We start from the raw sequence: 23,829 nt of genomic DNA, 5'->3' as shown, positions 1-23,829 counted from the left end.
GCTTAAATTCTTGATTTTAGCGTACTTGGCCGTGTATATAAGTTATTGGCGCAGCATAAGCCATTATCATTCGTTGAGCTTGATGCTCATTGACTAAGATGCGGTTGATGAGCTTTTGAAGTTGCTCTATTTCGGGCAACTGCTGATGCTTTATTTGTTTTTCTAGAGCGATCACTTGTTGTGCCAACATGTTTAGCCCGAGGTTCAAAGCCATCCCTTTTACTGAGTGTAAAGTCTTCCTTATAGATTTAAGGTCCTGCTGAATATAGGCCTCGATGAGTTGATCGATGGACTCTTCAAGCTCTTTCGACGTTGATTTCAAAAGCACGATCAAGTCGTGGTGGTTTTCTTTAAACGATTGAATAACCTCTGATTGACTGATCTCTTCTTCTGTTAGGCTGAGCTTATCAATGGGCTCTCTGTGAAGTTCGATAACATTGCTTGTTATATCAGTCGTGGATTCGTCGTTAGCGTGCTTAGGAAGGCGTGAAGAAAACTGCTGTAGGGCATCGAAGAAACTCTCTTGTTGCAACGGCTTTGTTAAAACGTGGTCTGCACCCGCTTCAATAAAGCTGTCATGAGCCTCGCGAAACACATCGGCGGTATAAGCAAATATCAGAGTGTTTAAGCCGAGCTGTTGTCTAATAAATTGTGTTGCCTCAACTCCGTTCATTTCAGGCATGTGATTGTCCATTAAGATGAGGTCATATTCTGCTGTCTTCAGATATTCTGTCGCGATTCTTCCATTTTCTGCCTGTTCAACATGGTATCCGAGGTTTTCACAAAAACCTTTAGCAACAATGGCGTTAATGCGGTTGTCTTCTACTAACAGCACATTCAACGGATTATTGAATGGCTCGTCAGTGCTAATGAGAACTGGGTTAGTCTCTGTCGATTTGTGCTCTTGCCAGGTGATAGGTAATGAAACTTGGAACTTGGTCCCTAGCCCAACGGCACTGTTTAGAGTTATCTCACCTCTCATTAACTCCACGAGCTTTTTAACGATAGCTAACCCAAGCCCTGTACCACCAAATTTTCTTGTTGTGGATGCATCCGCTTGTTCGAACGGGTTGAATATATGCAGGTGCTTATCTTTCGGGATCCCGACGCCAGTATCCGTTATTGATAAAAGGAGCTTATTGTCTTGATGGTTAAGGGCTAATTGAATCAGCACGTGGCCTTCATTGGTAAACTTTATCGCGTTGCCCCCTAAATTAAACAAGATTTGGCGTAACCTCGCGCAGTCACCAATAAGGTCTATGTTATTGGGCACCTCGTTATCAATGATTAAACGGATACTCTTTTCATCTGCCATCGGTTTAATTGCACTGCAGACAGGTCGAATAACCTGTTCAAAGTTAAAGGGAGCAATATCCAGTTCGAGTTTGTTTTCCTCTACTTTAGAGAAATCTAGGATGTCATTGAGTATTGTCATCAGGTGTTGACCCGAATCGAGGATGACTTCGATGTTCTCTTTGGTGGCCGGTTCTTTAGTCTGAGAAGCTATGATCTGCGATATGCCAAGCACGCCATTCATCGGGGTGCGTATTTCATGACTCATCGTTGAAAGAAATTCACTTTTCGCTTTAACGGCGGCTTCGGCTTTTTTACGCTCAGCAATGAGATCACGATTTGACGCGTGCATTTGGTTGTTACTTTTAACCAGAGTCGTCGCCATTTTCTGGAAACTGTGGGTGAGTTGAGCAACCTCATCGTTACCGCTCATTGAGGGGCTTCGGTCAAGCATGGAAGCAACTTGCTTTAAATGACCAGCCGCCACTTGATTGGCCGCGTTAAGGAGTAGGTGAATACGTTTCTTAATGCGATTGGATGACCATGCTGCGACGAGCAGAGAAATGAACGTTGAAAAAAGTGTTCCTAGAAACAGCACATAACTGGTTTGATTAGCGGAGTGATCGGATTCTTTTACTCGAATTTGAATAAGCTTTTGTTCGATTGAAATAAACTCGGCTATCTCGTTACGAATTTTATCGATAAGTTGTTTGCCCGTTTGTTTCTGAGTTAAAGCAATCACATTTTGCATCGTAGTGGTGCCATTGCCGACCAAGCTACGCTGGGCGATTTCTTTTTCACCTGCTTCCTTAAGCCATTGCTTATGAAGTGCATCGATATTTCGGAGGCGTTCTACTTGGCTGGGGCTATCGCTTACTTGTTCACAAAGGGTATGAACTTTTTGGTTCCATACATCAAGTGCAAGGTGATAAGGCTCAAGGAATACAGGGTCACCGGTGATGAGGTAGCCCCTTTTACCCGTTTCCATATCAATGGCTAGGTTTAGAAGCTCCTGAGCGCGAGCAATCGCCTTATGAGTGTGAACAACCCAGTGGTTGTCTTCGACTATTGATTGGGTGTTTTGATGGACAGAGAATGAGACAAGAACCATTAATGCAATAGGGATGGAAAAGCTAACTAATAGTTTTCTCTGTAGAGAAATATCATCAAACCAACTCGCAAACATAAAAACGCGTATTCCACACAATCGAAACCTATTGTTATTGTAGGTTAGATTGTTAGGTGTACAAATGCATAGTGTGTGGTTGGGTAGGTTTTGACCCTGAAAAGATGGCTAAAGCTCTAAAAGTAGAGCTCTAACAACCTTTGCGTTACGAATGGTGACATAACACGGTGTGACAAAAACGTATTAGTTTGATTTAGGAATGATCTAATTCTGGTGAAGAGGGTTCAGATTCCTGATATTCATGACTAGATTCGATATGTTGCTGCTTGAGCAAGCTGATGGTTAGGCTTATCGGCATCGGCTTATAAAAATAGAAGCCTTGGATGTAATCGACGCCTAATTTAGACAAGATTTTCACTTGTGACTCATACTCGACCCCTTCAACGATCACTTGCATGCCTAATGTGCGTGATAGCTGGAGCATGGATTCTAATAGTGGAATGCCAAGGCTTGATTCGTCTGAAATATTTTTCACAAACACGCGATCAATTTTTAGAATGCTAAATGGAAATTGTCTCACAAAATCTAAGCCTGCATAGCCAGTACCAAAGTCATCAATCGCGACTCTTACGCCCATATTCGACAGCTTAGTCAGGTTGTCTCTAATCTTAATCATATCTGCATCAGAACATTCACCATCCTCTGTGACTTCAAAGACCACCTGCTTGAGAATGTCAGGGTTCTTCTTATAAATACTAATGACTTTGTTTGCGAAGTTACTGTTGGAGACAACATTCCGGCTTATATTGACGCTAATGTACTTTGACTCAAATAGCGTTTGATTATGTTTGATCGTGTTCAACACTTCACGCAACACAAAGTAAGTAAGGTCTTCTATCAGCCCCAAGCTTTCTGCAAGCGGAATGAATATGGCCGGGGAGACGTTACCTTCAATAGGGTCGTTCCACCTAAGGAGTGACTCACAGCCTACTATTTCAGTTGTATTTTGGTTGACGATAGGTTGCATGTGTACATGCAGGTGGTTGTTCTTTAAAGCACTAGAAAGCGAATACTCCAAGCTACGTTGGCTCTGTTGTTTATGCTTGATGGAAAGAAGACTAATGGTAATGATTCCAGCCATAAGAAAGCCAAACCATGAGTAACTCAACAGGAAGTTAATATAATATTGATATCCCACGTATGACGTGATGGTAAATGGGTAGGCATCCGATTGTATTCGTACCTTGGCTATGTGCGCGTCAGTATCCGATGGATAAATATCTCTTTTTATCACTTCAACTTTGGTTTGAATGCCATGGCTGCTAAGGTTTTTTTCTACGAGGTCATAGATGAAGTGCGGCGGTATCATCAGACTCACGCCTATATCCTCTTTGTTTGAGAAGATGAGCATGATGGATTGAACTTGAGTGATGGCTGAGTTTGAATACGATAGCGTTGTTAAATTCGGGGCGTCATTGAGTCGCTGTCTGATGGTGCTAAATAGGCGGAACGACACCTCACCATCGGTGGTTGAACAGTAAAATAGGTTGTCCTTATTGAATACCGCGGCTTCTTTTACCCAGTCGGCATCAAAAACGTTTTGGCGAAGCTGTCTAACAATCGAGTTGCAAGGCTGGTCAGGCGTGATTTCTGAGAGAAAATGGTCAAACCTCGATTGGATTCCTTCAAGCCTCGTTTCAACTAACCTCGATGAATCTTCGGTTAAAGTTTGGTAATGAGATGGCGTAAAAGGAATAAGCAATGCCATCGAAAAAAAGAACGAAATGGCAAAGTAGAAAGATGTTTTAGCAAAATGTTGGTACTTGATATCCATAGTTGGAGTAACGTTGCCGATTATGGTGAACATTCAATTTAATTTATAAACTTAACGATAGTAGCGCAAGTTTATGCATAAATAGTGTGAATGAACGCATGAGTTATTTATTTAAAGAATGTGTTTTCTATTTTTACCAGTTAAATCTTGGTGTTATCTCGTTTTTTCTTAGTTAGATCGGTGCTATTTTGTACTTTTACACGTATAAAAATTGCTTATAACCCTATAAATTTTGTTGTTGCATGGCTAAGTATTGAAGGGAGTTTAAATATTGAGCCGTGCTTTAATTAATCAAGAAATTCACTGATGACAGTAGTTAGGACGTTTATGAAAAGATTTATACCAGCATTAATATTGGCCTATTTTTCTTGTTCTACATTGGCGGGCGAACACGTTATAGACTGCGAAAATGCGATGACAACAATAGAGATTAATCATTGTGCGTCTATTAAGTTGGAATCTGCACAAATGGAACTCGATAAATACCTTACCGCGAGTTTTGAGCACAATGCTTATGATGCGGAGTTGGTCAGTTCAATCAAGGTGGCTCAGGAGAGTTGGCAAGCTTACCAGTCAGCGCATTGTGATTCTGTGTATACGCAATGGCGTGATGGTTCGATTCGAGGTCTTATGGCACTTTCTTGCAAAACTAACCTGACTAAACAAAGAACGCATGAGGTGTGGGAAAACTTCTTAACCTATATGGACAGCACTTCTCCTGTCTTGCCAGAGCCAGTGTTAGAAGTAGAACCTAAATAGTGGAATAACCGAGCGCAAATGCTTTTTTGAGTGTGCACTCGCTTCAACCTTTGACGTGTTAATAAGAAAGCGATAGGGGATTGTCTTACTCTGTCGTTCTCAGTCTCTAGTTTGAAGTAATACAGTTAGAAGTGTTACCTAACAAGGATTCAATTGTGAATAATGTCAGCATCACCCTCGTTCAGCTTGAAGTTGAATACAAAAACAAACAAAAGAACATCTCGCGAGTCTCTGAGCTTTTAGAAGCCGAGGCGTCAGTGGGTGATATCACGTTACTGCCTGAACTGTTCTCTACTGGGTATATCTTTAACGAGGCTGCAGAAATTCATGAACTGTGCGAAGACTTCAATAACAGCCCTACTATTGGTTCGTTAACTCTGCTTGCGGCGAAACATCAGACGTTAATCGTTGCCGGTATCGCAGAGAAAGATGATGGCCAGTATTACAACAGTGTCGTTGTTGTGGATGCTTGTGGCTTACGCAACAAATATCGAAAAGTCAGCCAAACGAAGTTCGACAAAGAATACTTTTCTAGAGGGAGCGAGCTCCTTACTTTTGAACATAAAGGCTTAAAGTTTGGCGTCGCGATTTGCTTTGATATCTGGTTCCCAGAGATCATCAGAGGGTATCAGTCGGTCGACGTTATTCTTCATCCTGCGAATTTTGGTGGTCATCATAGCTTTGCCATTGCCCAAGCAAGAGCCTTAGAAGAAGGGTGCCATATCGTCACTTGTAATCGTGTTGGGCAAGATGTAGTCGATGCCTTTACCGCAACGTATTGTGGTAGTAGCAGAGTTTATTCCCCTAAAGGTGAAGTAATACTTCAACTCTCGGAAAATCAGGCCGTTGAGACGGTAGAGGTTGAAGATTTGTCTATTGCGCCTCAGTACAATGGTATTGATGTGTTAGACGAAATACAGCGGATATCGTCTGTGTTGAGTCGTTAACAAGACAAGTGAAATACAATAGGATCGAAAAGGGCAAGGTTAGATAACCTTGCCCTTTGTTATTTTGGTTTGTTGCTTGCTTTGCTGCTTTGTTTGGCTGCTTAGGCTTGTTGCTTAGGTTTGTTGGAAATGGGTTTGCTAGAAAGCGCTCTAAATCGCTTTAACGCTGCTTCGTTCTACTAATGTAGGTTCAAGTTCGACAACTTGCGGGTCAGAGTCAGGTGCTTGTAGTCTGTTTAAAAGTGTATCTACAGCGGCTTGGCCTAAGCGATGTTTTGGCTGGTGGACGGTACTTAACGCTGGTGTCATGTATTTCGATAAGTGGATGTCATCGTAGCCAATGATAGAAAGATCGTTAGGGATCGATGTACCATCTTGCGCTGCTGCGTGAATCACACCCATTGCCATCATGTCATTACTTATAAACAGCGCTGAAGGCATTTCGCCACGGGTTTTTAATGTTTGGTAAGAGTCAAAGCCGCCATCACATTCGAAGTTTGATTCAACAACCCATTTAGGATTGATCTCGAAGTTCGCTTCTTCCATCGCCTGTTTGAAACCTTGATAACGAGATGAAGCTTGGTTGCGGTGTAATGGGCCGGTGATACAACCGATTTGAGAGTGTCCATTATCAATCAAGTGCTTAGTCGCCATGTAGCCACCTTGATGAGAGTTATCTTGAATCTTATCACTCGCAAATAACATCGGGCCCCAGTCCATTACTACGACAGGTAACTCAGGGTATCGATCAAAGACATCGATATGTTGACCTTCAAGGGTTGAGCACATCAACATTAAGCCATCGACACGCTTTTGCAGCAAAGTATCGATGGATGATTTCATGCGTTCACTGTCGCCTTCGGTATTACATAAAATAAGGTTGTAGCCTTTTTCATAGCAACGACGTTCAACACCTTTTACTACTTCCCCAAAGAATGGGTTAGTGGACGTGGTAACCAACATACCCAAAGTTTTGGTTTGCTTCATTTTCAAGCTACGTGCCAATGCAGATGGTGCGTAATTGAGCTCTTTAGCCACACTGTTAACACGTTCAGCTATTTCTTCACTGACAAAACGCGATTTGTTGATCACATGACTCACGGTAGAAGTCGAAACCTTTGCGATCCGAGCGACATCTTTCATTGTTGCCATAAAAAATCCTTGCGGGATACTTGTCCACGTTGCGCGATATTCTGCCTGAAAACAGAGGCTTATGCTTGGGTATTTGTGCGGTCTAATTAAAGACCAAACAATACATTAAGCCGAAAGCTGTTCTGATAGAAAAGCATCCGTTTCAGCTCGGCTTGGAATTGACGTCTGAGCGCCAAAGCGAGTCACTGAAATTGCAGCTGCAGCATGAGCAAATTTAATTGCGCGTTCTAATGGCATATCTTCAAGCAGTCCTGTCACTAATGCGCCATTGAATGTGTCGCCTGCTGCGGTTGTATCCGTTGCTTCAACGCGAAAACCTGCGATTAGCTCGCCTTTGCTTTCTTCATTACCTTGACCTTCATGACTAACCCAAACGCCTTTGGCGCCTAGAGTGATCATCACCGTTTCAATGCCTTTCGCATGTAAAGCCAATGCTGCAGTATGAGCCGATTCGTTGTCCGTTACTGTAATACCCGTTAGCACTTCCGCTTCTGTTTCGTTGGGTGTAATCACATCAACACAAGCCAATAGCGTATCTGAGAGTGGACGCGCCGGGGCTGGATTTAAGATAACTTTAGTGCCATTTTCTTTTGCAATTTTCGCTGCGTATTCAATGCCTTCGATTGGCGTTTCAAGCTGAGTTAACAGATACTTAGCGTCGCGAATTTTAGCCAAATGCGGTTCTATTTGGTCGCAAGTCAATTTGTTGTTTGCTTCAGCCGATAGACAAATACTGTTTTCACCCGTTGCCGATACTTGAATCATAGCGATGCCGGTAGGGGTGTTGTCTGCAACAATAACGCCATCGATGTTGATGCCGTCTTTAGCAAAATCTTGACGAATGTTGATGCCAAATGGGTCGTCACCAACACAGGCGATAAAGCCAATGTCTGCGTTTAATCTTGCTGCTGCTACGGCTTGGTTTGCGCCTTTTCCGCCAGGGATGACCTGATAGTTACCGCCAATCAAGGTTTCACCCGGACGAGGGAACGAAGGAACTTGCAGTACGTGGTCAGCGTTAACGCTACCTAAAACAATCAGTTGAGTCATGATACGAGCCTTATGATATATCGTATTTGAAAATGCATGGGTCTTTCTCATTACGTTAATTACACGTCTTTTTAGACGACTTATGAGAAACAGCGATACACTATCTGGGTTGGGCAAATAAGGCAGGGATAGGGGAATCCCTGCCTATGTGTAGCTCTATTTTTTGCTTTATTTAATCGATGTTGGATTCAATTACTTAGCAACAATTTTTAGAGGTACTGGTACGTACTCGTCTACTGTCTCGCCTTTCAGTACTTTGTCTGCCATTTCAACACCTAAAGAACCGATTAGGTCAGGTTGTTGTGCAACCGTTGCGCCAAGTAGGCCACGGTTAACAGCAGCAATACCATCGTCAGTGCCATCAAAGCCAACGATCATTACGTCTTTACCTGAAGCTTGAACTGCGCGAAGTGCACCTAGTGCCATTTCATCGTTTTGAGCGAATACTGCTTGTACGTCTGGGTTAGCTGCAAGCAAGTTTTCCATTACGTTCAGACCTTTAGTACGGTCGAAATCAGCAGGTTGGCTTGCTAGAAGCTCTAGGTCGCTGCCGTTTACTGCGTTCATGAAGCCTTCACCACGTTCACGAGCAGCAGAAGTACCAGCGATACCTTCAAGTTGGATTACTTTCGCTTTCTCGCCGACTTTCTCCATGATGAAGTGACCTGCCATTTCGCCGCCGATTACGTTATCAGAAGCAATGTGGCTCACTACGTCACCACGGCTTGCGCCACGGTCTAGCGTTAGTACTGGGATGTTTGAACGGTTAGCAATGCGAATCGCGTTAGATACTGCATCTGAATCTGTAGGATTAATCAGAATTGCTTTAACACCACGAATGGTTAGATCTTCAATGTTCGAAAGCTCTTTGCTTGGGTCGTTTTGAGAATCAAGAACGATAAGCTTGTAGCCTAGCTCTTCAGCTTTCGCTTCTGCGCCATCTTTCATGGTTACGAAGAATGGGTTGTTCAATGTAGACAGAACGATTGCCATTGTATCTTGCGCTTGTGCAGACACAGATACCGTTGTAGAAAGAAGAGCAGCAGAAATAAGAGTCGCTAATTTTTTCATGGTGTAAGTCCTTTATGTAGGGTGAGCTAGGTTGGATAATCCTAGCTCGTTGTTACGTTATTTATTGATTTAATTGTTACGTCTTGTTTTTAATAGGTGTTGCGTTTACTGAATAAATTAATTTGTGTTACTTGTTTTTGTTGTCGACCAATACCGCCAGAAGAATAACCACTGCTTTTGCAATCATCTGGTAGTAAGAAGATACGTCTAATAGGTTTAGGGCGTTATTTAGGAAGCCGATAATCAGAGCACCAATCAATGTACCCATGATGCGACCACGACCACCAGCTAAGCTCGTGCCGCCAAGTACTACCGCGGCGATGGCGTCTAGCTCATAACCCATACCTGCGGTAGGTTGAGCTGATGACAAACGAGATGCCACGATGATGCCTGCCACCGCTGCTAACAGACCACAGATTGCGTAAACGCCGATTTTTACTTTGTCTACATCGATACCGGATAGGCGAGTTGCTGATTCGTTGCCACCCAGAGCGTAAACATAACGACCGAAACGTGTGTGGTTCAGTAGGTACCATACCGCTGCGAATACCACGACCATGATCCATACTGGAACAGGGATGCCCATTGCGTAGCCTGTACCGAACCAAGCAAATGCGTCTGCTGTTTCAGTGAAGCCTGTTGAGATAGGACGACCGTCGGTGTAAACCATGGTTACGCCGCGCAATAGAGTCATGGTTACTAGCGTTGCGATGAAAGCTTGAACTTTACCCTTGGCGATAATCACACCACTGATAGCACCCAGTGCTGCACCTGCTACTAGAGCGGTTGGAACGGCGATCATGACCGGGATTTCCATGCCAATCATGCTGGCTGCGAAAGCACCACAAAGCGCAAGTACAGAGCCGACACTCAAGTCGATACCCGCAGTTAAGATAACCAGTGTCATACCCACTGCGATAATTGCATTCACAGAGGTTTGACGCAGAATGTTCAGGATGTTATCGACGGTAAAAAAGTTTGGATTTAAGAAAGAAACGACAACAATCAGGAAGATCAAAGCAATCAATGATTTTTGATCAATCAGCCATTCTTTGCTGATTAACGGCTTCTTCTTTGGCGCTTCAGTTTCAGTTGTTTTGCTCATGGTTTTAGTACTCATGCTGCGTCCTCGTTAATCTTTTTACCGACCGCACATGCCAGTAATAATTCTTGGTTTGCTTCTTTAGCATCAAATTCACCGCTGATGCGGCCTTCATGCATCACCATGATGCGGTCACTCATTCCTAACACTTCTGGCATTTCAGATGAGACTAAAATAATGCTCATGCCATCGGCTTTAAATTTATTAATGAGTTGGTAAATCTCTTTTTTCGCACCAACATCGACACCACGAGTGGGTTCGTCAAGAATCAGTACTTTTGGTTTGGTCATCAAGCCTTTAGCGATGGCTACTTTTTGTTGGTTACCACCAGAAAGGTTACCAATGATTTGCTCGCGAGTCGGGGTCTTGATGTTGAAAAGCTTGATGAAGTCATCAACTGCAATCACTTCATCTTTATGTTGGATTTGACCTTTCTTAGTCAGCAGATCCAGCGCACATAACGACATGTTTTCTTTCACTGAAAGCCCTAGCACAAGGCCATCACCTTTGCGGTCTTCAGAGATGTAAGCAATGCCATTGGCCAAGCCATCTTTCGGGCTTACAGGGTTAATGGTTTTGTTTTCTAAGTTGATGACGCCACGCTCACTCGGAAGTGCACCGTAAATCACTTTCATCAGTTCAGTTCGGCCAGCACCCATTAGGCCAGATACGCCAAGGATTTCACCGCGTTTTAGCGTAAAGCTCACGTCATGAACACCAGAACCGGTCAGGCCAATCACTTCAAGGCAGGTTTCACCGTGACTCTGGCCGATACGTGGATATTGTTCGTCTAATTTACGACCTACCATCATTTCGATGAGGCCATCTTCGTCTGTGTCTTTTACTTCACACTGTCCAATGAACTTACCGTCACGAAGTACCGTGATGTCATCGCAAATCTCAAAGATCTCTTTTAAGCGGTGAGAGATGTAAACAATGCCACAGCCTTCAGCGCGCAGTTCGTTAATTACTTTAAACAGAGACTCAGTTTCGGTATCGGTAAGCGCATCTGTTGGTTCATCCATGATGATGACCTTAGACTCAAACGATAGAGCTTTTGCGATCTCTACCATTTGTTGTTCACCAAGGCTTAAATGACCCAAAGGTGTTTTTGAACTGTGTTTAACGTTAAGGCGCTTAAGTAGCTTGTCCGCTTCTTGGTACATTTCGTTCCACAAGATGCGACCCATAGTCCCTGTGATTTCACGACCTAAGAAGATGTTCTCGGCGATGGTTAACTCTGGAATTAGGTTCAATTCTTGGTGAATGATACTAATGCCTGCTTGTTGAGAGTCACGCGGTCCTTTAAATGCAGCCGGTTTTCCTTGATAAGCGATAGTGCCGCTGTCCAAGTGGTAGATACCCGTAAGCACTTTCATAAGCGTTGATTTACCTGCACCGTTTTCACCCATTAACGCCATTACGCGTCCTGGGTAAACGTTGAGGCTTGCCTTATCCAGTGCTTTAACACCAGGGAAGGCTTTCTCAATTGAGCTAAGTTCTAAAATGGCTTGAGTCATATCGGTTCCTTTACTCGGGGCCAGTTGTATTTGATTGTTCTGTATGTGCATTGTTTTTGGTTCAGTGATGGCACTGAGCTGTCGTTGCGTTTCGCTTGAGCTAAAACGTTACGCCAGCTTGGAAAATAACATTTGCGTATGGTGTGCATTCACCAGTGCGAATAACCGCGCGGCTTTCATGCGTTCGCTCTTTGAATTCTTCATGAGTGATGTAAGTAATCGAAAGCGGTTTGCCGCAACGCGCTTCTTCTGTCTTGATCAAATCAATCAGCGCAGCGTGGTGCTCTGGGCTTACTTTCGCAAACTCTTCTGCGATTACAACGCCTTCAATTTGAGATTCATCCAGCATGGTTTTTACTGTCTGCTGAAAACTTGGAACACCGTGAGTCAAAGCAAGGTCTATGCGAGTCACATGATCCGGAATCGGCAACCCTGCATCACAAATCGTGATTTCATCTGTATGGCCAAGAGTCGCCACTAGGTAAGAGAGCTCAGAGTTTATTAGGGTACTTTTTTTCATATCACGACCTATCGAAAAATAACGCTTAATGGGTTGAGAACAACTCAAGAAAAAGCCATCGAAACGTTTCGATAGTGATAATAGTGTGTGATTTATCATTTGCACGTTTGATTGTTTTAGAGTGTGACAACGATCATCGAAACGTTTCGATGGGGCGTTTTTTGGTGATCGCAATCACTTTCATCGGCAATTAAGAAGGTAAGGCAACGTAACGTTAACTTAAGGAAAAGGGAGCTAAGGTTTACTCACCGGAACATTTAGAACAGATTCTGTAGGGGATGTTTTAAGAGGGTTTTCTGATGCTACATAACCGGCTTCATTGGTATTGGGTATGACGAACAAGGTATAGCCATATCGAGGAATCGTAACAATTTTGATGTTAGATGCTCTCAAGCGAACAAAAACATTCCTTAAGCAATAAATGACATTGGTTAGTGCTTGTGTCGGCACCGTTTCGTTTCCCCAACATGCATTCACGATGTCTTTTCTAGGGATGGGTTGTCCGGCGCTTTTCGACAGTAGACAAAGCACGGAAAACAAGTGGTGACGTAAATAGATCTTGTTCCCCTGTTTGTTAGTGATGTTTCGAGTATCTACATTAAGAGTTAGGTCGCCAAAGTGGATTTCGTTATTCATTGTTTTTCGATCTTTCTCATTCTTCATTGTGGAGGAGTGGGTTGGGATAGCAGATAAAGCGCGCGGATTATGCAAAATAACGTCACTGTTGAAAGTAAGCCTTCGTAAGTCCTTACCAATAAAATATAAAAATCGGATAGTTTGAAAAATAAGGGGAGGTCTGGTCTAGAAATGGATTGATTTTTATTTGCTTATTATTCAGAAGTTTATTTTGTTTTAACTGATTGTGTTGTTTGAAATTACAAAGTGATTATATTTTTATTTATTTTTTTGTTTTCTGTGAGATTAACCTGCTTGCCAATTCGACGGGGTGTCGGATAACTCTAACAGGATTGTGCAGCAGTGGAAGGCGTAACAATCTTGATTTGCAATAAGTAAGGTCAATCAGTAATGAACAACAAACTAATTTTCAGCATCGCGATGATGTCAGCATTTGCAGCAAACAATGTAATAGCAGCAGACAGTGGTTTCTACCTAGGCGGCGCAATCGGTAGCTCTGGTATTGATGATGGTGGTTTAGTTTCATCAACTACAGCTCCAGTGACCTTTGAAGCCGAAGATAATTCTTACCGCCTGATTGCAGGATACAAGTTTAATCGAATCGTATCACTTGAGCTTCAATACACAGATTATGGCGACGTTGTAGCAAAGAACCGTGCTGACAAAAGTGATGGCTTTACGTGGACACCTCAAATCGCTTCAGTAGCAGCGAACGTTGGTTACACATTTGATAACGGTTTACGTCCATTTGGTACTATTGGTTTATCTTCTGTAGATTTAGATATGAAATTCGCAGACGGCTCAAGCCCGACGAGTTCTAACTTCGACGATACAGGTACAGGTGTACGTTATGGTGTTGGCATTGAATTTACACCACCAAAGTTATCAAAGCTAAGCCTAAGACTTGGTTACGAAGCTGATGCCTTTACTATAGAAACTTACGAGGGTGCGTTTGCTCAAAAAAGAAAAGTTGAAAGAGACATTGTATTGGACTCATTTTATGTTGGCGCAACTTACAACTTCTAAGTTTCACACTTTGCCAAATGGTAAATCGGCTTCTAAATGGGGCGTCGGTTGGCTCAACTCGTTTAGCTAAAGTGGACAGCCGCAGTTTTGAACTGCGGCTTTTTTCTATCTGTTTTGTTAGGCCTTACGTAGAGTAGAGTTGCTTTAGTGAGAGCGGGTGAGACTTCTGTTTAAAGCGAATATCAATTGGGCAGCTAGGCTTCACGGATATGAGCGGTGACAGCAACGATGGCATGGTCAGTACTGAATTGGTCGTGTTCAAAGCTGGGATTGATGAGGTGATGGTCGAGCACTGTGTAGCGAGAGATCTCCATCAAGCTTGATGAGTTCTGACAATCGAACTCATTGGACATCAAAATGTAGTCCAGTACAGAACCAGAGGCACCATAATAGTGTGTTGGTTTGCGTTGCTCTAGTAAGTCTTCTTCGTGCAGTTGATGATAGAGATCCCAGCTGTCTTTCAAGCGAAAGTGGGAAAGCCAATGCTTGCTGTTTTCGTCTCGGTTTATTGAATAACTTAGTAGCCCTTTGAACTCATCGTGAAACAGTGGTTTGTTAAAGTCACCCATTAACACCACAGGCTGATCGGTTTGGTAACGCTGATTGGTGATGTATTGATGGAGCATCTGGCTTTCTAGGCCGCGCTGAACACTTGATAACCAAGAACCGAGTTGCTCTTGGTGAAGTCTAGTCAACGTGTCACTTTTCGGCTTGTGTTTGCCCGAGGCTTTAGAGCCATCAGCGTTATCTGGAGTTTGCCCTTTTGGTTCGGTAGGTCGCTGAGATTTGAAGTGCACCACATAACAATCAGTCGAGCCCAAATGGGGTAAGGTAATTGTGGCGTGTACTGGCGTTCGGTTGAATGAAAAACTGTCACTAAGATTGAAGGCTGAAAGTAACTCTGAATCTGGTTTAACCGGCTGTACTTTTTCAATCGGGTAGCGAGAGGCGATACCCACGACAGGAGAGGTATATAGGTAATCATCTTCAACATGCGGGCAATCGACAACCGCAAAGTACGGATAACCCAGATCATTCATTAACTGCTCTAAAGACTGCGGGCTAAATATCTCTTGGAAGCCGATCACATCACAATCTAATGAACCAATCGCTTCAGCCATCCAGCCTTGTTTCTTCTGCCACTCCTCGAAGCTGTAGATGTTCTCAAAATCATAATAAGCATTCGGTGGTTCGAGGTAGTTCAAAAGGTTGAACGTTGCGAATGTTATTTGGTTTGGTTTGTTCAAAGTGTCATTCCATTTAGACCAAGGCGATAAGGATACTCCACTAAAGCACTGATTGTTGATCAATTCGTGGGTTAAATATCACTTGTCGGTAAAGTTAGTTTAATTGAACGTCCCATAACAACGGAACTTCATGCCGTAACAGATAGACAAATTATAGTGCTCTTCTCTTAGACCGTGCCATTCAATTGCTTCGAGTAGGGGCGAGTAATTGTAAATAAACGGTAAGAGATACAGCGCTGATGGTTTTATTAGTTATTACATGATGTTAGATTTGAACCTATACTTGTTTTATCGACTTGCATACAAAGCTGATAATGACTTTCGTATAAAACCGATATTATAGCGATACAACGAATTTATACATTTGAAGGGAGAGTCAAATGGGAACAGTTTTTCGACGCAAAGCCTCGCAGCGCACTCAGTTATTCAGGTTTAACTTAGCCTCATGTGCCATCATGTTGCCGCTTATTGCTCTACAACCCTCTGTTACTTACGCTTCCGATACCGAATCAACTCCTGCTGTCACTGTTATTGAAACCACTCAACTGGTCGGTTTTGGTGAAGCAAAATATCCTGCCGACTTTTCTCACTTCGATTACGTTAATCCTGATGCGCCAAAGCAAGGTAAAGTGACCTATGGCAGCATTGGTACGTACGATAGCTTTAATCGATTCGGTTCCCGCGGCGTTGCAGCTAGCTATACAGGGGAAATCTACGATACTTTGATGTTTTCTCCGAGCGACGAGATTGATGCGTACTATCCATTGATCGCTTCCAAAATTCGTTACGCAAGCGACTTCTCTTGGATGGAAATCGACATCAACCCAAATGCTAAATTCCAAGACGGTAAACCTATTACGGCACACGATGTCGCCTTCACCTTCGATAAGTTTTCCAAAGAAGGTGTGCCCCAATATCGCGTGTATTACAAAGAAATTGAATCAGTAACCGCTGTCTCTGATTTGGTTGTGCGTATTGAGATGAGTAAGCCAAATCGTGAGAAGCTGTTTAGCTTTGCACAAAGCACTCGTGTACTACCAAAACATTATTGGCAAGACAGAAAACTGTCTGAGCCGCTGAGTGAGCCACCAGTAGGAAGCGGCCCTTACAAAATTATCAGCTATAAATCGGGTCAAAGTGTTACCTACGGTCTAGATGACAATTACTGGGCAGCCGACCTGCCAGTTAACGTGGGTCGTAATAACTTTAAACAAGTGCAATACGATTACTACCGAGACGACACGGTAATGCTGGAAGCCTTTAAAGCAGGGGAGTTCGATCTACGAACCGAAAACTCGGCTAAGTTCTGGGCAAACTCTTACACGGGTGCAAACTTCGATAAAGGCTACATCATTAAAGAAGAGATCAACCACGAGAAGCCTGAAACGACTCAAGGTTTCGTCTTCAACATTCAATCTCCTGTGTTCTCTGATCCTAAAGTGCGTGAAGCGTTAACTTACGCGATGGATTTTGAGTGGATGAACAAGAACATGTTCTACGGTCAATACAAACGCACTCGTAGTTACTTCCAAAACACTGACTATGAAGCGAAGGGCTTACCAAGCGAAGCTGAAGTCGAGTTGCTGTCTCAATACAAAGATCAAATCCCACCGAGAGTCTTCACTGAAGAATTTCAACCTTCAGTAACCGATGGTAGCGGCCGTATTCGTAGCCAAATGCGCACCGCTTTCAAGTTATTGAAAGAGTCAGGGTGGGTGCTGAAAGACAAAGTAATGACCAACGAAAAGACCGGCAAGCCGATGTCATTTGAGTTGTTGATTTACAGCCCAACTACGGAACGTATTGCAACGCCGGTTCAAAAGAACCTCAAGCGTATGGGTATCGAGATGAAGATCCGTACCATAGATACGACTCAGTACATCAAGCGATTGCGTGATCGCGATTTCGATATGGTGTCTTCATCGTTTTCCGCAAACCCTTATCCTAGCCCGAACTTAATGATCGTTTGGAACTCTAACTATATTGATTCTACTTACAATACTGCGGGTGTGATGGATCCGGTGGTTGACGCATTAACAGAAGAAATTGCGCGTAACCAACAGCATCCTGAAAAGCTGCTTACGTTAGGTCGTTCACTTGACCGTGTATTGCAGTGGAATTTCTACAACATCCCGCAATGGCACGTTGGTGAATACCGCGTAGCAATGTGGGACAAGTTTGAGCGTCCAGATGTATTACCTAAATACGATTTAGGCATTGATACATGGTGGATTTCAGAAGAGAAGGCGGCATTGCTTCCTGAAAAACGTCGCTAGGAGTTAGTTAGCATGGCCGCGTATATATTTCGGCGTTTACTGTTGGTGATCCCCACGTTGTGGGCGATCATCACCATCAACTTTTTCATTATCCAGATTGCCCCAGGAGGTCCGGTAGAACAAGCCGTTGCTCAGTTAGAAGGGCATAACTCTGGAATCATGGAACGCTTTTCTGGTGGTGGACAAGAAGTTGATTTAAGTGAAAGTGACCAAGCGTCTGCCAGTGGCTATAAAGGCTCTCGCGGGCTTGATCCAGAAGTGGTTGAAGAGATCAAAAAGCAGTTTGGTTTTGATAAGCCGATTCATGTTCGCTACTTCGACATGTTGAAAAACTACGCGACCTTTAACTTTGGCGAAAGCTTGTTTAAAGGCGGCAACGTTATTGATTTAATCATCGAACGGCTGCCAGTCTCCATTTCTTTAGGGTTGTGGAGTACGTTAATCATCTATGTGATTTCGATACCCTTAGGCATCATGAAAGCGATACATCACGGATCTCGCTTTGATATTTGGTCAAGCGCGGTGGTGATTGTCGGTTACGCCGTGCCGGGCTTCCTATTTGCTATCATTCTGATTATTTTGTTCGCCAGTGGTAACTACTTCAGTTGGTTCCCATTGCGTGGACTCGTGTCGAGTAACTTCGACCAGCTCAATTGGTATCAGCAAATTGGCGACTACTTCTGGCACTTAGCGTTGCCTATTTTTGCTATGGTCATCGGTGGCTTTGCAACACTCAGCATGCTGACCAAAAACTCCTTTCTTGATGAGATCAATAAGCAATATGTGGTGACCGCCCGAGCGAAAGGTTTGGACGAGAGCAGCATTCTCTACAAGCACGTTTTCCGTAATGCGATGTTGATCATTATTGCCGGTTTCCCGAGTGCATTTATTAGTATTTTCTTCACGGGTTCTATGTTGATTGAAGTGATGTTTTCACTCGAGGGGATTGGTCTGCTTGGCTTTGAGTCGACCATTCAGAGAGATTACCCAGTGGTGTTCAGTTCTCTCTATATCATGACCTTGCTTGGCTTGGTGCTGAGCATTATCTCCGACCTGACGTATACCTGGGTTGATCCTCGAATTGATTTTGAAGCGCGTTAATGGCGAATGAATAACAAGGTATTGATAATAAATGTTTAACAACCCTTTAGCTGAAGCTCGTTGGTTACGTTTTAAAGCAAACAAGCGTGGTTTTATTTCCCTTTGGATATTTACCATCTTGTTTGGATTGAGCCTGTTCGCTGAGATTATCGCCAACGACAAGCCACTCTTGGTTTCTTATGATAATCAGTGGTTTGTGCCTGTTATCAATGAGTATGCCGAGACCGAATTTGGTGGCGAGTTTGAAACCGAAGCCGACTATAAAGACCCATATGTTATCGAACTCATTGAAGACAGCGGTTACATCGTGTGGCCAATCATTCCGTTTAGCTACGACACGATAAACTTCGATATTTCTGGCGCTGTGCCTTCGGAACCTGATTCCGTTAACTGGTTAGGAACCGATGATAAAGGGCGAGATGTGTTAGCTCGCATTATTTATGGGTTCCGTATTTCCGTGTTATTTGGTTTTATTCTGACGATTGTATCGAGTGTTGTCGGTGTAGTGGTTGGCGCGACACAAGGCTATTACGGTGGTTGGATCGATTTGCTCGGGCAGCGTTTTATCGAAGTCTGGTCTGGCATGCCGACTTTGTTCTTGCTGATTATCCTCTCTAGCTTTATCGAACCTAATTTCTGGTGGTTGTTGGGTATTATGGTTCTCTTCAGTTGGATGAGTCTTGTGGGGATTGTTCGGGCCGAGTTCTTGCGCTGCCGTAATTTCGATTATGTGCGAGCCGCGCAAGCGATGGGCGTTGATGATAAGCGTATTATGCTTCGCCATATGTTACCCAACGCAATGGTGGCGTCGTTAACCATGATGCCGTTTATCCTTTCCGGGTCGGTCACCACATTAACGTCGTTAGATTTCTTGGGCTTTGGTTTGCCTGCGGGTTCGCCTTCATTAGGTGAGCTATTGGCACAAGGTAAAGCTAACTTGCAAGCGCCTTGGCTTGGCATCTCTGCTTTCGTCGTACTTTCTCTGATGCTTACGTTACTCGTCTTCGTTGGTGAAGCGGTGCGTGATGCCTTCGACCCACATCAACAGAAGTAAGGATAAGTTATGACTTCAAATACAGTTCCTACTTCAGGGTCAACAGCAGAGGCTTCTAATGCATCTCCAGTTCTTACCATAGATAAACTGTCTGTGGGTTTCGGCCGAAAAGATTCGATAGAACAAGTGACGCAAGATGTCTCTTTAGAAATATACAAAGGCGAAACACTCGCGCTGGTGGGCGAGAGTGGTTCCGGTAAATCGGTCACGGCAAATTCGATTTTAAAGCTGTTACCGAAAGGCTCATCTCATTACTTAAACGGTAAGATCAATTTCTCTGGCACCGATATTCTGAGTTGTTCTGAAAGGCAATTGCGAGGGATTCGTGGTGGCCGCATCGGCATGATCTTCCAAGAGCCTATGGTTTCGCTTAACCCACTTCACCGAGTCGGTAAGCAGCTGGTTGAAACTCTTTCTATTCACCGAGGAATGCGAACCAATAAAGCGCAAGCCTTAGCGATAGAATGGCTATCAAAGGTGGGTATTCGTTACCCAGAGCAGAAGATTTCAGCTTACCCACATGAGCTATCTGGTGGCGAACGTCAGCGTGTGATGATCGCGATGGCACTGATCAATGAGCCAGAGTTGCTTATTGCTGATGAACCCACAACGGCATTGGATGTGTCGGTACAAGCGCAGATTTTGGATTTGTTGAAAGACCTGCAACAAGAGCTGGGTATGGCGATGCTCTTTATCACCCATGATTTGAGTATCGTTCGTAAAATTGCCGACAGAGTGGCGGTAATGAAAGATGGTCGCCTTGTTGAAAGCAATGATTGCCAAACACTGTTTAACGCGCCTGCTCACCCTTACACTCAGAAACTCATCAATTCCGATCCAAAAGGATTACCTGTTCCCGTATCAGCAGAAAGCAAACCTCTTCTTGCTGTGAACCAACTGCGTGTTTGGTTCCCGATTACTGGTGGCTTATTCAAGCGTACTATTTCGCATGTTAAAGCCGTCACCGATATGGAGTTCAGCCTGAAGAAAGGGCATTCCATCGGCCTAGTCGGAGAGAGTGGATCGGGTAAATCAACAACCGGTATGGCGATTTTGAAGCTGGTGGAGAGTGAAGGCTCGATTACTTATTCGAGCGAACAACTTCAAGGCTTAAACCGACAACAGATGTTGCCGTTTCGAAGCCGTATGCAAGTGGTGTTTCAAGACCCATTCTCTGCGTTAAACCCAAGAATGTCAGTCGCTCAAGTGATCGGTGAGGGCTTGTTAGTGCATCAACAATTGGATGATACTGAACTTGATCAACGCATCTGTGACGTAATGAAAGAGGTCGACCTAGACCCTGAAACTCGCCACCGTTACCCGAACGAGTTTTCAGGTGGCCAAAGGCAGCGTATCGCGATTGCTCGAGCTTTGATTTTAAAGCCAGAGTTTATCTTGCTAGATGAACCAACATCGTCATTAGACAGAACCGTTCAAGCGCAAGTGTTGGATCTACTCAAGTCACTTCAAGAAAAGTATGGCCTAACTTATTTGTTTATTAGTCATGACCTCAACGTGGTGAAGTCTCTCTGTCATTACACCATCGTGATGAAAGCCGGAGAGGTGATAGAGAAGGGCGATACTGAGACTTTGTTTGGTAATCCGCAGCATGAATATACCAAGCAACTTGTGAGCCTTTCGAATGTCGGTGGTGTTTAGGTTAGTGGATTACCCATCGAATTAGCACCTATCTTGTGAATACCAATAAATCGCTTCTGTTCTGCAGAGGCGATTTTTCTTTGTAGACACTGAATTTCGTTAAGTCTTCAGCTCTACATAACTTACAAACATGTTCGAATTGCCGTGATGGTTCTATTCCTAGGTTACAAATTAATCTTTTCTACATTTTCCCAATCAAAACTTCTTTCTTGTATTGTCATTAATACATTGATTTTAATTACTAAAATCAAAATTTTAGATGGTTTTAGGTTAAATGTATTTGTAAGCAAATGTAGGTGAATGTAACCATTTGACTACTTTATTTTATTGATTAAATTGATGGAATATTGCTTTAAATGGAATTTGGCTAGTTAGAATGATTGCATATTTACTGAAACGTTTTGCTTTAGTCGTACCTACGTTTCTTGGTATTACGATTTTGATATTCGCGATCACGCGTTTTGTCCCTGGTGGTCCTGTTGAGAGGATGCTGGCAAACATGCAGCCTCAGGGGGACGGTGGTGGCGCGTCTAGTCTCGTTGGCCAAAACTCAGCTCTGTCTGAAGATCAGCTTGCTGATCTAAATAAATTTTATGGATTAGATAAACCGGTAACGGAAGCGTATCTCGAATGGTTAGTTCGACTTGTTCATTTTGATCTAGGTGAGTCGACGCGCTACTACGAACCTGTCAGTGACATGATTTTTGAGCGCCTGCCAGTCTCTGTTATGTATGGTGGTGTTACCTTTTTCATTAGTTATTTTATCTCTATTCCTCTTGGTTATTTTAAGGCGATGAAGCACGGCAGCGTTTTTGATTCTGTTTCATCAATCATGATTTTTGTCGGCTATGCCTTACCGGGATATGTGGTCGGCGTGCTTCTTATTACGTTTTTCAGTTATCACTTAGAGTGGTTCCCAATGGGGGGCTTTGTTGACGATGACTTTGACGACTTCAATACTTTCTCAGAGCAAATTACTGATATTTTGTGGCATGCGGTCTTACCTTTGCTTTGTTACCTGATAGGTGACTTTGCGACGTTAACCATGACCATGAAGAATAATTTGATGGAAAACTTATCGTCAGATTACATTCGCACCGCTATCGCTAAAGGTTTGCCTTTCAGAGAGGCGATTCGTAAACACGCACTACGCAATAGTTTAATTCCAATCGCTAGCCACTTTGGCAACTCTCTTCTTTTCTTCATGACGGGCTCTTTCTTAATTGAGGTCATTTTCGATATTAATGGCATAGGCCTGCTTGGTTACGAGTCAATTGTAGAAAGAGATTACCCAGTGGTTATGGGTATTGTCGCAATCAACGCCTGCATATTATTACTCGGCAATATCTTGTCAGACGTTTGCGTTGCATTGGTCGACCCTAGAGTGAAATTTGGAGCGTGATGATGATTAAATTGAACCCGTTGACGTTAAAGCAACTCAAGCGATTTAAACAAATAAAACGTGGGTACTGGTCGCTGATTATTTTGTCCGCGATGTTGTTTTTGTCACTAATCGCAGAAGTGTTGATTAATAGCAAGGCGTTAGTTGTTCGCTATCAAGGCGATTATTATTTTCCAATTGTATCTGATGTTTATTCAGGTAAGACATTTGGTCTGGAATCGTCAGGAGAAGCGAACTATCGATTACTCCAATTGGCACTTCAAGATGAAAATAGTGGTGACTTTGCGATTCTACCTTTAGTGCCTTGGAATCCGTATGAACAAGACTTTTCGGGTGAATATCCTCCACATGCACCAAGTGCCTACTCAAAACACTATTTGGGAACAGATGTAATCGGCCGGGACATTTTAGCCAGACTGGTTTATGGATTCAGAACTGCAATGGGATTTGCTCTGATAACAATGGTCATTGCATACAGCATTGGTGTAACAGTTGGTTGTGCAATGGGTTTCTTTGGTGGCAAGTTTGATCTGATTGTTCAAAGAATCATTGAAACTTGGTCTATGGTTCCGTTCCTTTACGTGATCATGATTTTGGTTTCGATAGCGCAACCAACGTTTATGCTTTTCGTGTTAATTAATGTGACTTTTGGGTGGATGGGTATTACTTGGTATATGCGGACGATGACCTACAGAGAATCGGCCCGAGAGTATGTCTTAGCAGCAAAGGCTTTGGGCGCATCAACAGCAAGGATCATCTTTCACCATATTTTACCCAACACAATGGTAATGATCGTTACTTTGGCCCCTTTCACTATTGCTGCAAACATTACAGCTCTTACCGCATTGGATTATTTAGGTTTAGGTCTTATTCCACCTACCCCTAGTTGGGGGGAGCTTCTTCAGCAAGGTAAGTCAAACTTAGATTCCCCATGGATTGTTGGTTCCGTTGTGACCGCAATAGTCGGTGTGTTGGTCATGGTTACATTCATTGGTGAAGCGATAAGAACAGCCTTTGACCCGAAAAAATACACAGTTTATAGATAAGCACTAGG

At 43.4% G+C, this 23,829-nt stretch carries 19 protein-coding genes; 9 read left to right on the top strand and 10 right to left on the bottom strand.

Annotated elements, in window-relative coordinates:
- Positions 1–16: 16 nt before the first annotated feature.
- Positions 17–2,479 carry a CHASE3 domain-containing protein gene (locus AC3CID_RS20775; RefSeq protein WP_488527362.1) on the bottom strand — a complete coding sequence of 821 codons (2,463 nt, stop codon included), beginning with the start codon at positions 2,477–2,479 and terminating at the stop codon, positions 17–19.
- Between the two features lie 193 nt (positions 2,480–2,672).
- Positions 2,673–4,253, bottom strand: coding sequence for an EAL domain-containing protein (locus tag AC3CID_RS20770; protein ID WP_029224922.1), 1,581 nt, complete (start codon positions 4,251–4,253; stop codon positions 2,673–2,675).
- A gap of 327 nt (positions 4,254–4,580) precedes the next feature.
- On the opposite strand from AC3CID_RS20770, the gene AC3CID_RS20765 reads away from it, so the two are divergent.
- Complete coding sequence (locus AC3CID_RS20765; RefSeq protein WP_488527361.1) at positions 4,581–5,012, top strand: lysozyme inhibitor LprI family protein; 432 nt, start codon at positions 4,581–4,583, stop codon at positions 5,010–5,012.
- A 155-nt stretch (positions 5,013–5,167) separates the two neighbouring features.
- The gene (locus AC3CID_RS20760) at positions 5,168–5,959 is read left to right on the top strand and encodes a carbon-nitrogen hydrolase family protein (protein WP_488527360.1); all 792 of its coding nucleotides are present in this window, start codon (positions 5,168–5,170) and stop codon (positions 5,957–5,959) included.
- A gap of 150 nt (positions 5,960–6,109) precedes the next feature.
- Here the strand turns inward: AC3CID_RS20760 and AC3CID_RS20755 are convergent, their stop codons facing one another.
- The 7 genes from AC3CID_RS20755 to AC3CID_RS20725 all read right to left on the bottom strand — a co-directional run bounded on the left by AC3CID_RS20755 (position 6,110) and on the right by AC3CID_RS20725 (position 13,010).
- Entirely contained in the window at positions 6,110–7,111 is a 1,002-nt protein-coding gene (locus tag AC3CID_RS20755; protein ID WP_488527359.1) for a substrate-binding domain-containing protein, read from the bottom strand.
- A gap of 105 nt (positions 7,112–7,216) precedes the next feature.
- Positions 7,217–8,161, bottom strand: coding sequence for a ribokinase (gene rbsK / locus AC3CID_RS20750; RefSeq protein WP_488527358.1), 945 nt, complete (start codon positions 8,159–8,161; stop codon positions 7,217–7,219).
- Positions 8,162–8,353: 192 nt separating this feature from the next.
- Positions 8,354–9,232 (bottom strand): ribose ABC transporter substrate-binding protein RbsB, encoded by an 879-nt coding sequence (rbsB, locus tag AC3CID_RS20745; RefSeq protein WP_054547007.1) that lies wholly within the window; start codon positions 9,230–9,232, stop codon positions 8,354–8,356.
- Positions 9,233–9,359: 127 nt separating this feature from the next.
- Positions 9,360–10,352 carry a ribose ABC transporter permease gene (gene rbsC / locus AC3CID_RS20740; protein WP_017074034.1) on the bottom strand — a complete coding sequence of 331 codons (993 nt, stop codon included), beginning with the start codon at positions 10,350–10,352 and terminating at the stop codon, positions 9,360–9,362.
- On the bottom strand, positions 10,349–11,854 hold the full coding sequence (gene rbsA, locus AC3CID_RS20735; protein ID WP_428783115.1) for a ribose ABC transporter ATP-binding protein RbsA: 1,506 nt from the start codon (positions 11,852–11,854) through the stop codon (positions 10,349–10,351). Before rbsA ends, rbsC begins: the two co-directional genes overlap by 4 nt.
- Before the next feature lie 100 nt (positions 11,855–11,954).
- A complete protein-coding gene (gene rbsD, locus AC3CID_RS20730; RefSeq protein WP_029222043.1) occupies positions 11,955–12,374 on the bottom strand; it encodes a D-ribose pyranase in 420 nt (139 codons plus the stop codon).
- Between the two features lie 234 nt (positions 12,375–12,608).
- Positions 12,609–13,010 carry a winged helix-turn-helix domain-containing protein gene (locus tag AC3CID_RS20725; RefSeq protein WP_114635460.1) on the bottom strand — a complete coding sequence of 134 codons (402 nt, stop codon included), beginning with the start codon at positions 13,008–13,010 and terminating at the stop codon, positions 12,609–12,611.
- Between the two features lie 390 nt (positions 13,011–13,400).
- On the opposite strand from AC3CID_RS20725, the gene AC3CID_RS20720 reads away from it, so the two are divergent.
- On the top strand, positions 13,401–14,036 hold the full coding sequence (locus AC3CID_RS20720; RefSeq protein WP_171315821.1) for a porin family protein: 636 nt from the start codon (positions 13,401–13,403) through the stop codon (positions 14,034–14,036).
- Positions 14,037–14,230: 194 nt separating this feature from the next.
- Here AC3CID_RS20720 and AC3CID_RS20715 read toward each other — a convergent pair whose 3' ends face one another.
- Positions 14,231–15,283: an endonuclease/exonuclease/phosphatase family protein gene (locus AC3CID_RS20715; protein ID WP_488527357.1), complete on the bottom strand. Its 1,053-nt coding sequence runs from the start codon at positions 15,281–15,283 to the stop codon at positions 14,231–14,233.
- Between the two features lie 380 nt (positions 15,284–15,663).
- Between AC3CID_RS20715 and AC3CID_RS20710 the strand changes: the two genes are divergently transcribed.
- From AC3CID_RS20710 to AC3CID_RS20685, 6 genes are all read left to right on the top strand, one after another.
- Positions 15,664–17,559: an extracellular solute-binding protein gene (locus AC3CID_RS20710; RefSeq protein ID WP_065205978.1), complete on the top strand. Its 1,896-nt coding sequence runs from the start codon at positions 15,664–15,666 to the stop codon at positions 17,557–17,559.
- Positions 17,560–17,571: 12 nt separating this feature from the next.
- The gene (locus tag AC3CID_RS20705) at positions 17,572–18,660 is read left to right on the top strand and encodes a microcin C ABC transporter permease YejB (RefSeq protein ID WP_004730359.1); all 1,089 of its coding nucleotides are present in this window, start codon (positions 17,572–17,574) and stop codon (positions 18,658–18,660) included.
- A gap of 31 nt (positions 18,661–18,691) precedes the next feature.
- Positions 18,692–19,714, top strand: coding sequence for an ABC transporter permease (locus AC3CID_RS20700; protein ID WP_054547001.1), 1,023 nt, complete (start codon positions 18,692–18,694; stop codon positions 19,712–19,714).
- Between the two features lie 9 nt (positions 19,715–19,723).
- A complete protein-coding gene (gene yejF / locus AC3CID_RS20695; protein ID WP_428785522.1) occupies positions 19,724–21,373 on the top strand; it encodes a microcin C ABC transporter ATP-binding protein YejF in 1,650 nt (549 codons plus the stop codon).
- A gap of 376 nt (positions 21,374–21,749) precedes the next feature.
- Positions 21,750–22,775: an ABC transporter permease subunit gene (locus tag AC3CID_RS20690; protein WP_017074025.1), complete on the top strand. Its 1,026-nt coding sequence runs from the start codon at positions 21,750–21,752 to the stop codon at positions 22,773–22,775.
- Positions 22,776–22,777: 2 nt separating this feature from the next.
- The gene (locus AC3CID_RS20685) at positions 22,778–23,821 is read left to right on the top strand and encodes an ABC transporter permease (RefSeq protein WP_488528000.1); all 1,044 of its coding nucleotides are present in this window, start codon (positions 22,778–22,780) and stop codon (positions 23,819–23,821) included.
- Positions 23,822–23,829: the final 8 nt, after the last annotated feature.

Source organism: Vibrio sp. QJM3NY_21, from assembly GCF_057785975.1.
This window is presented reverse-complemented; position numbering and strand designations above follow the sequence as displayed.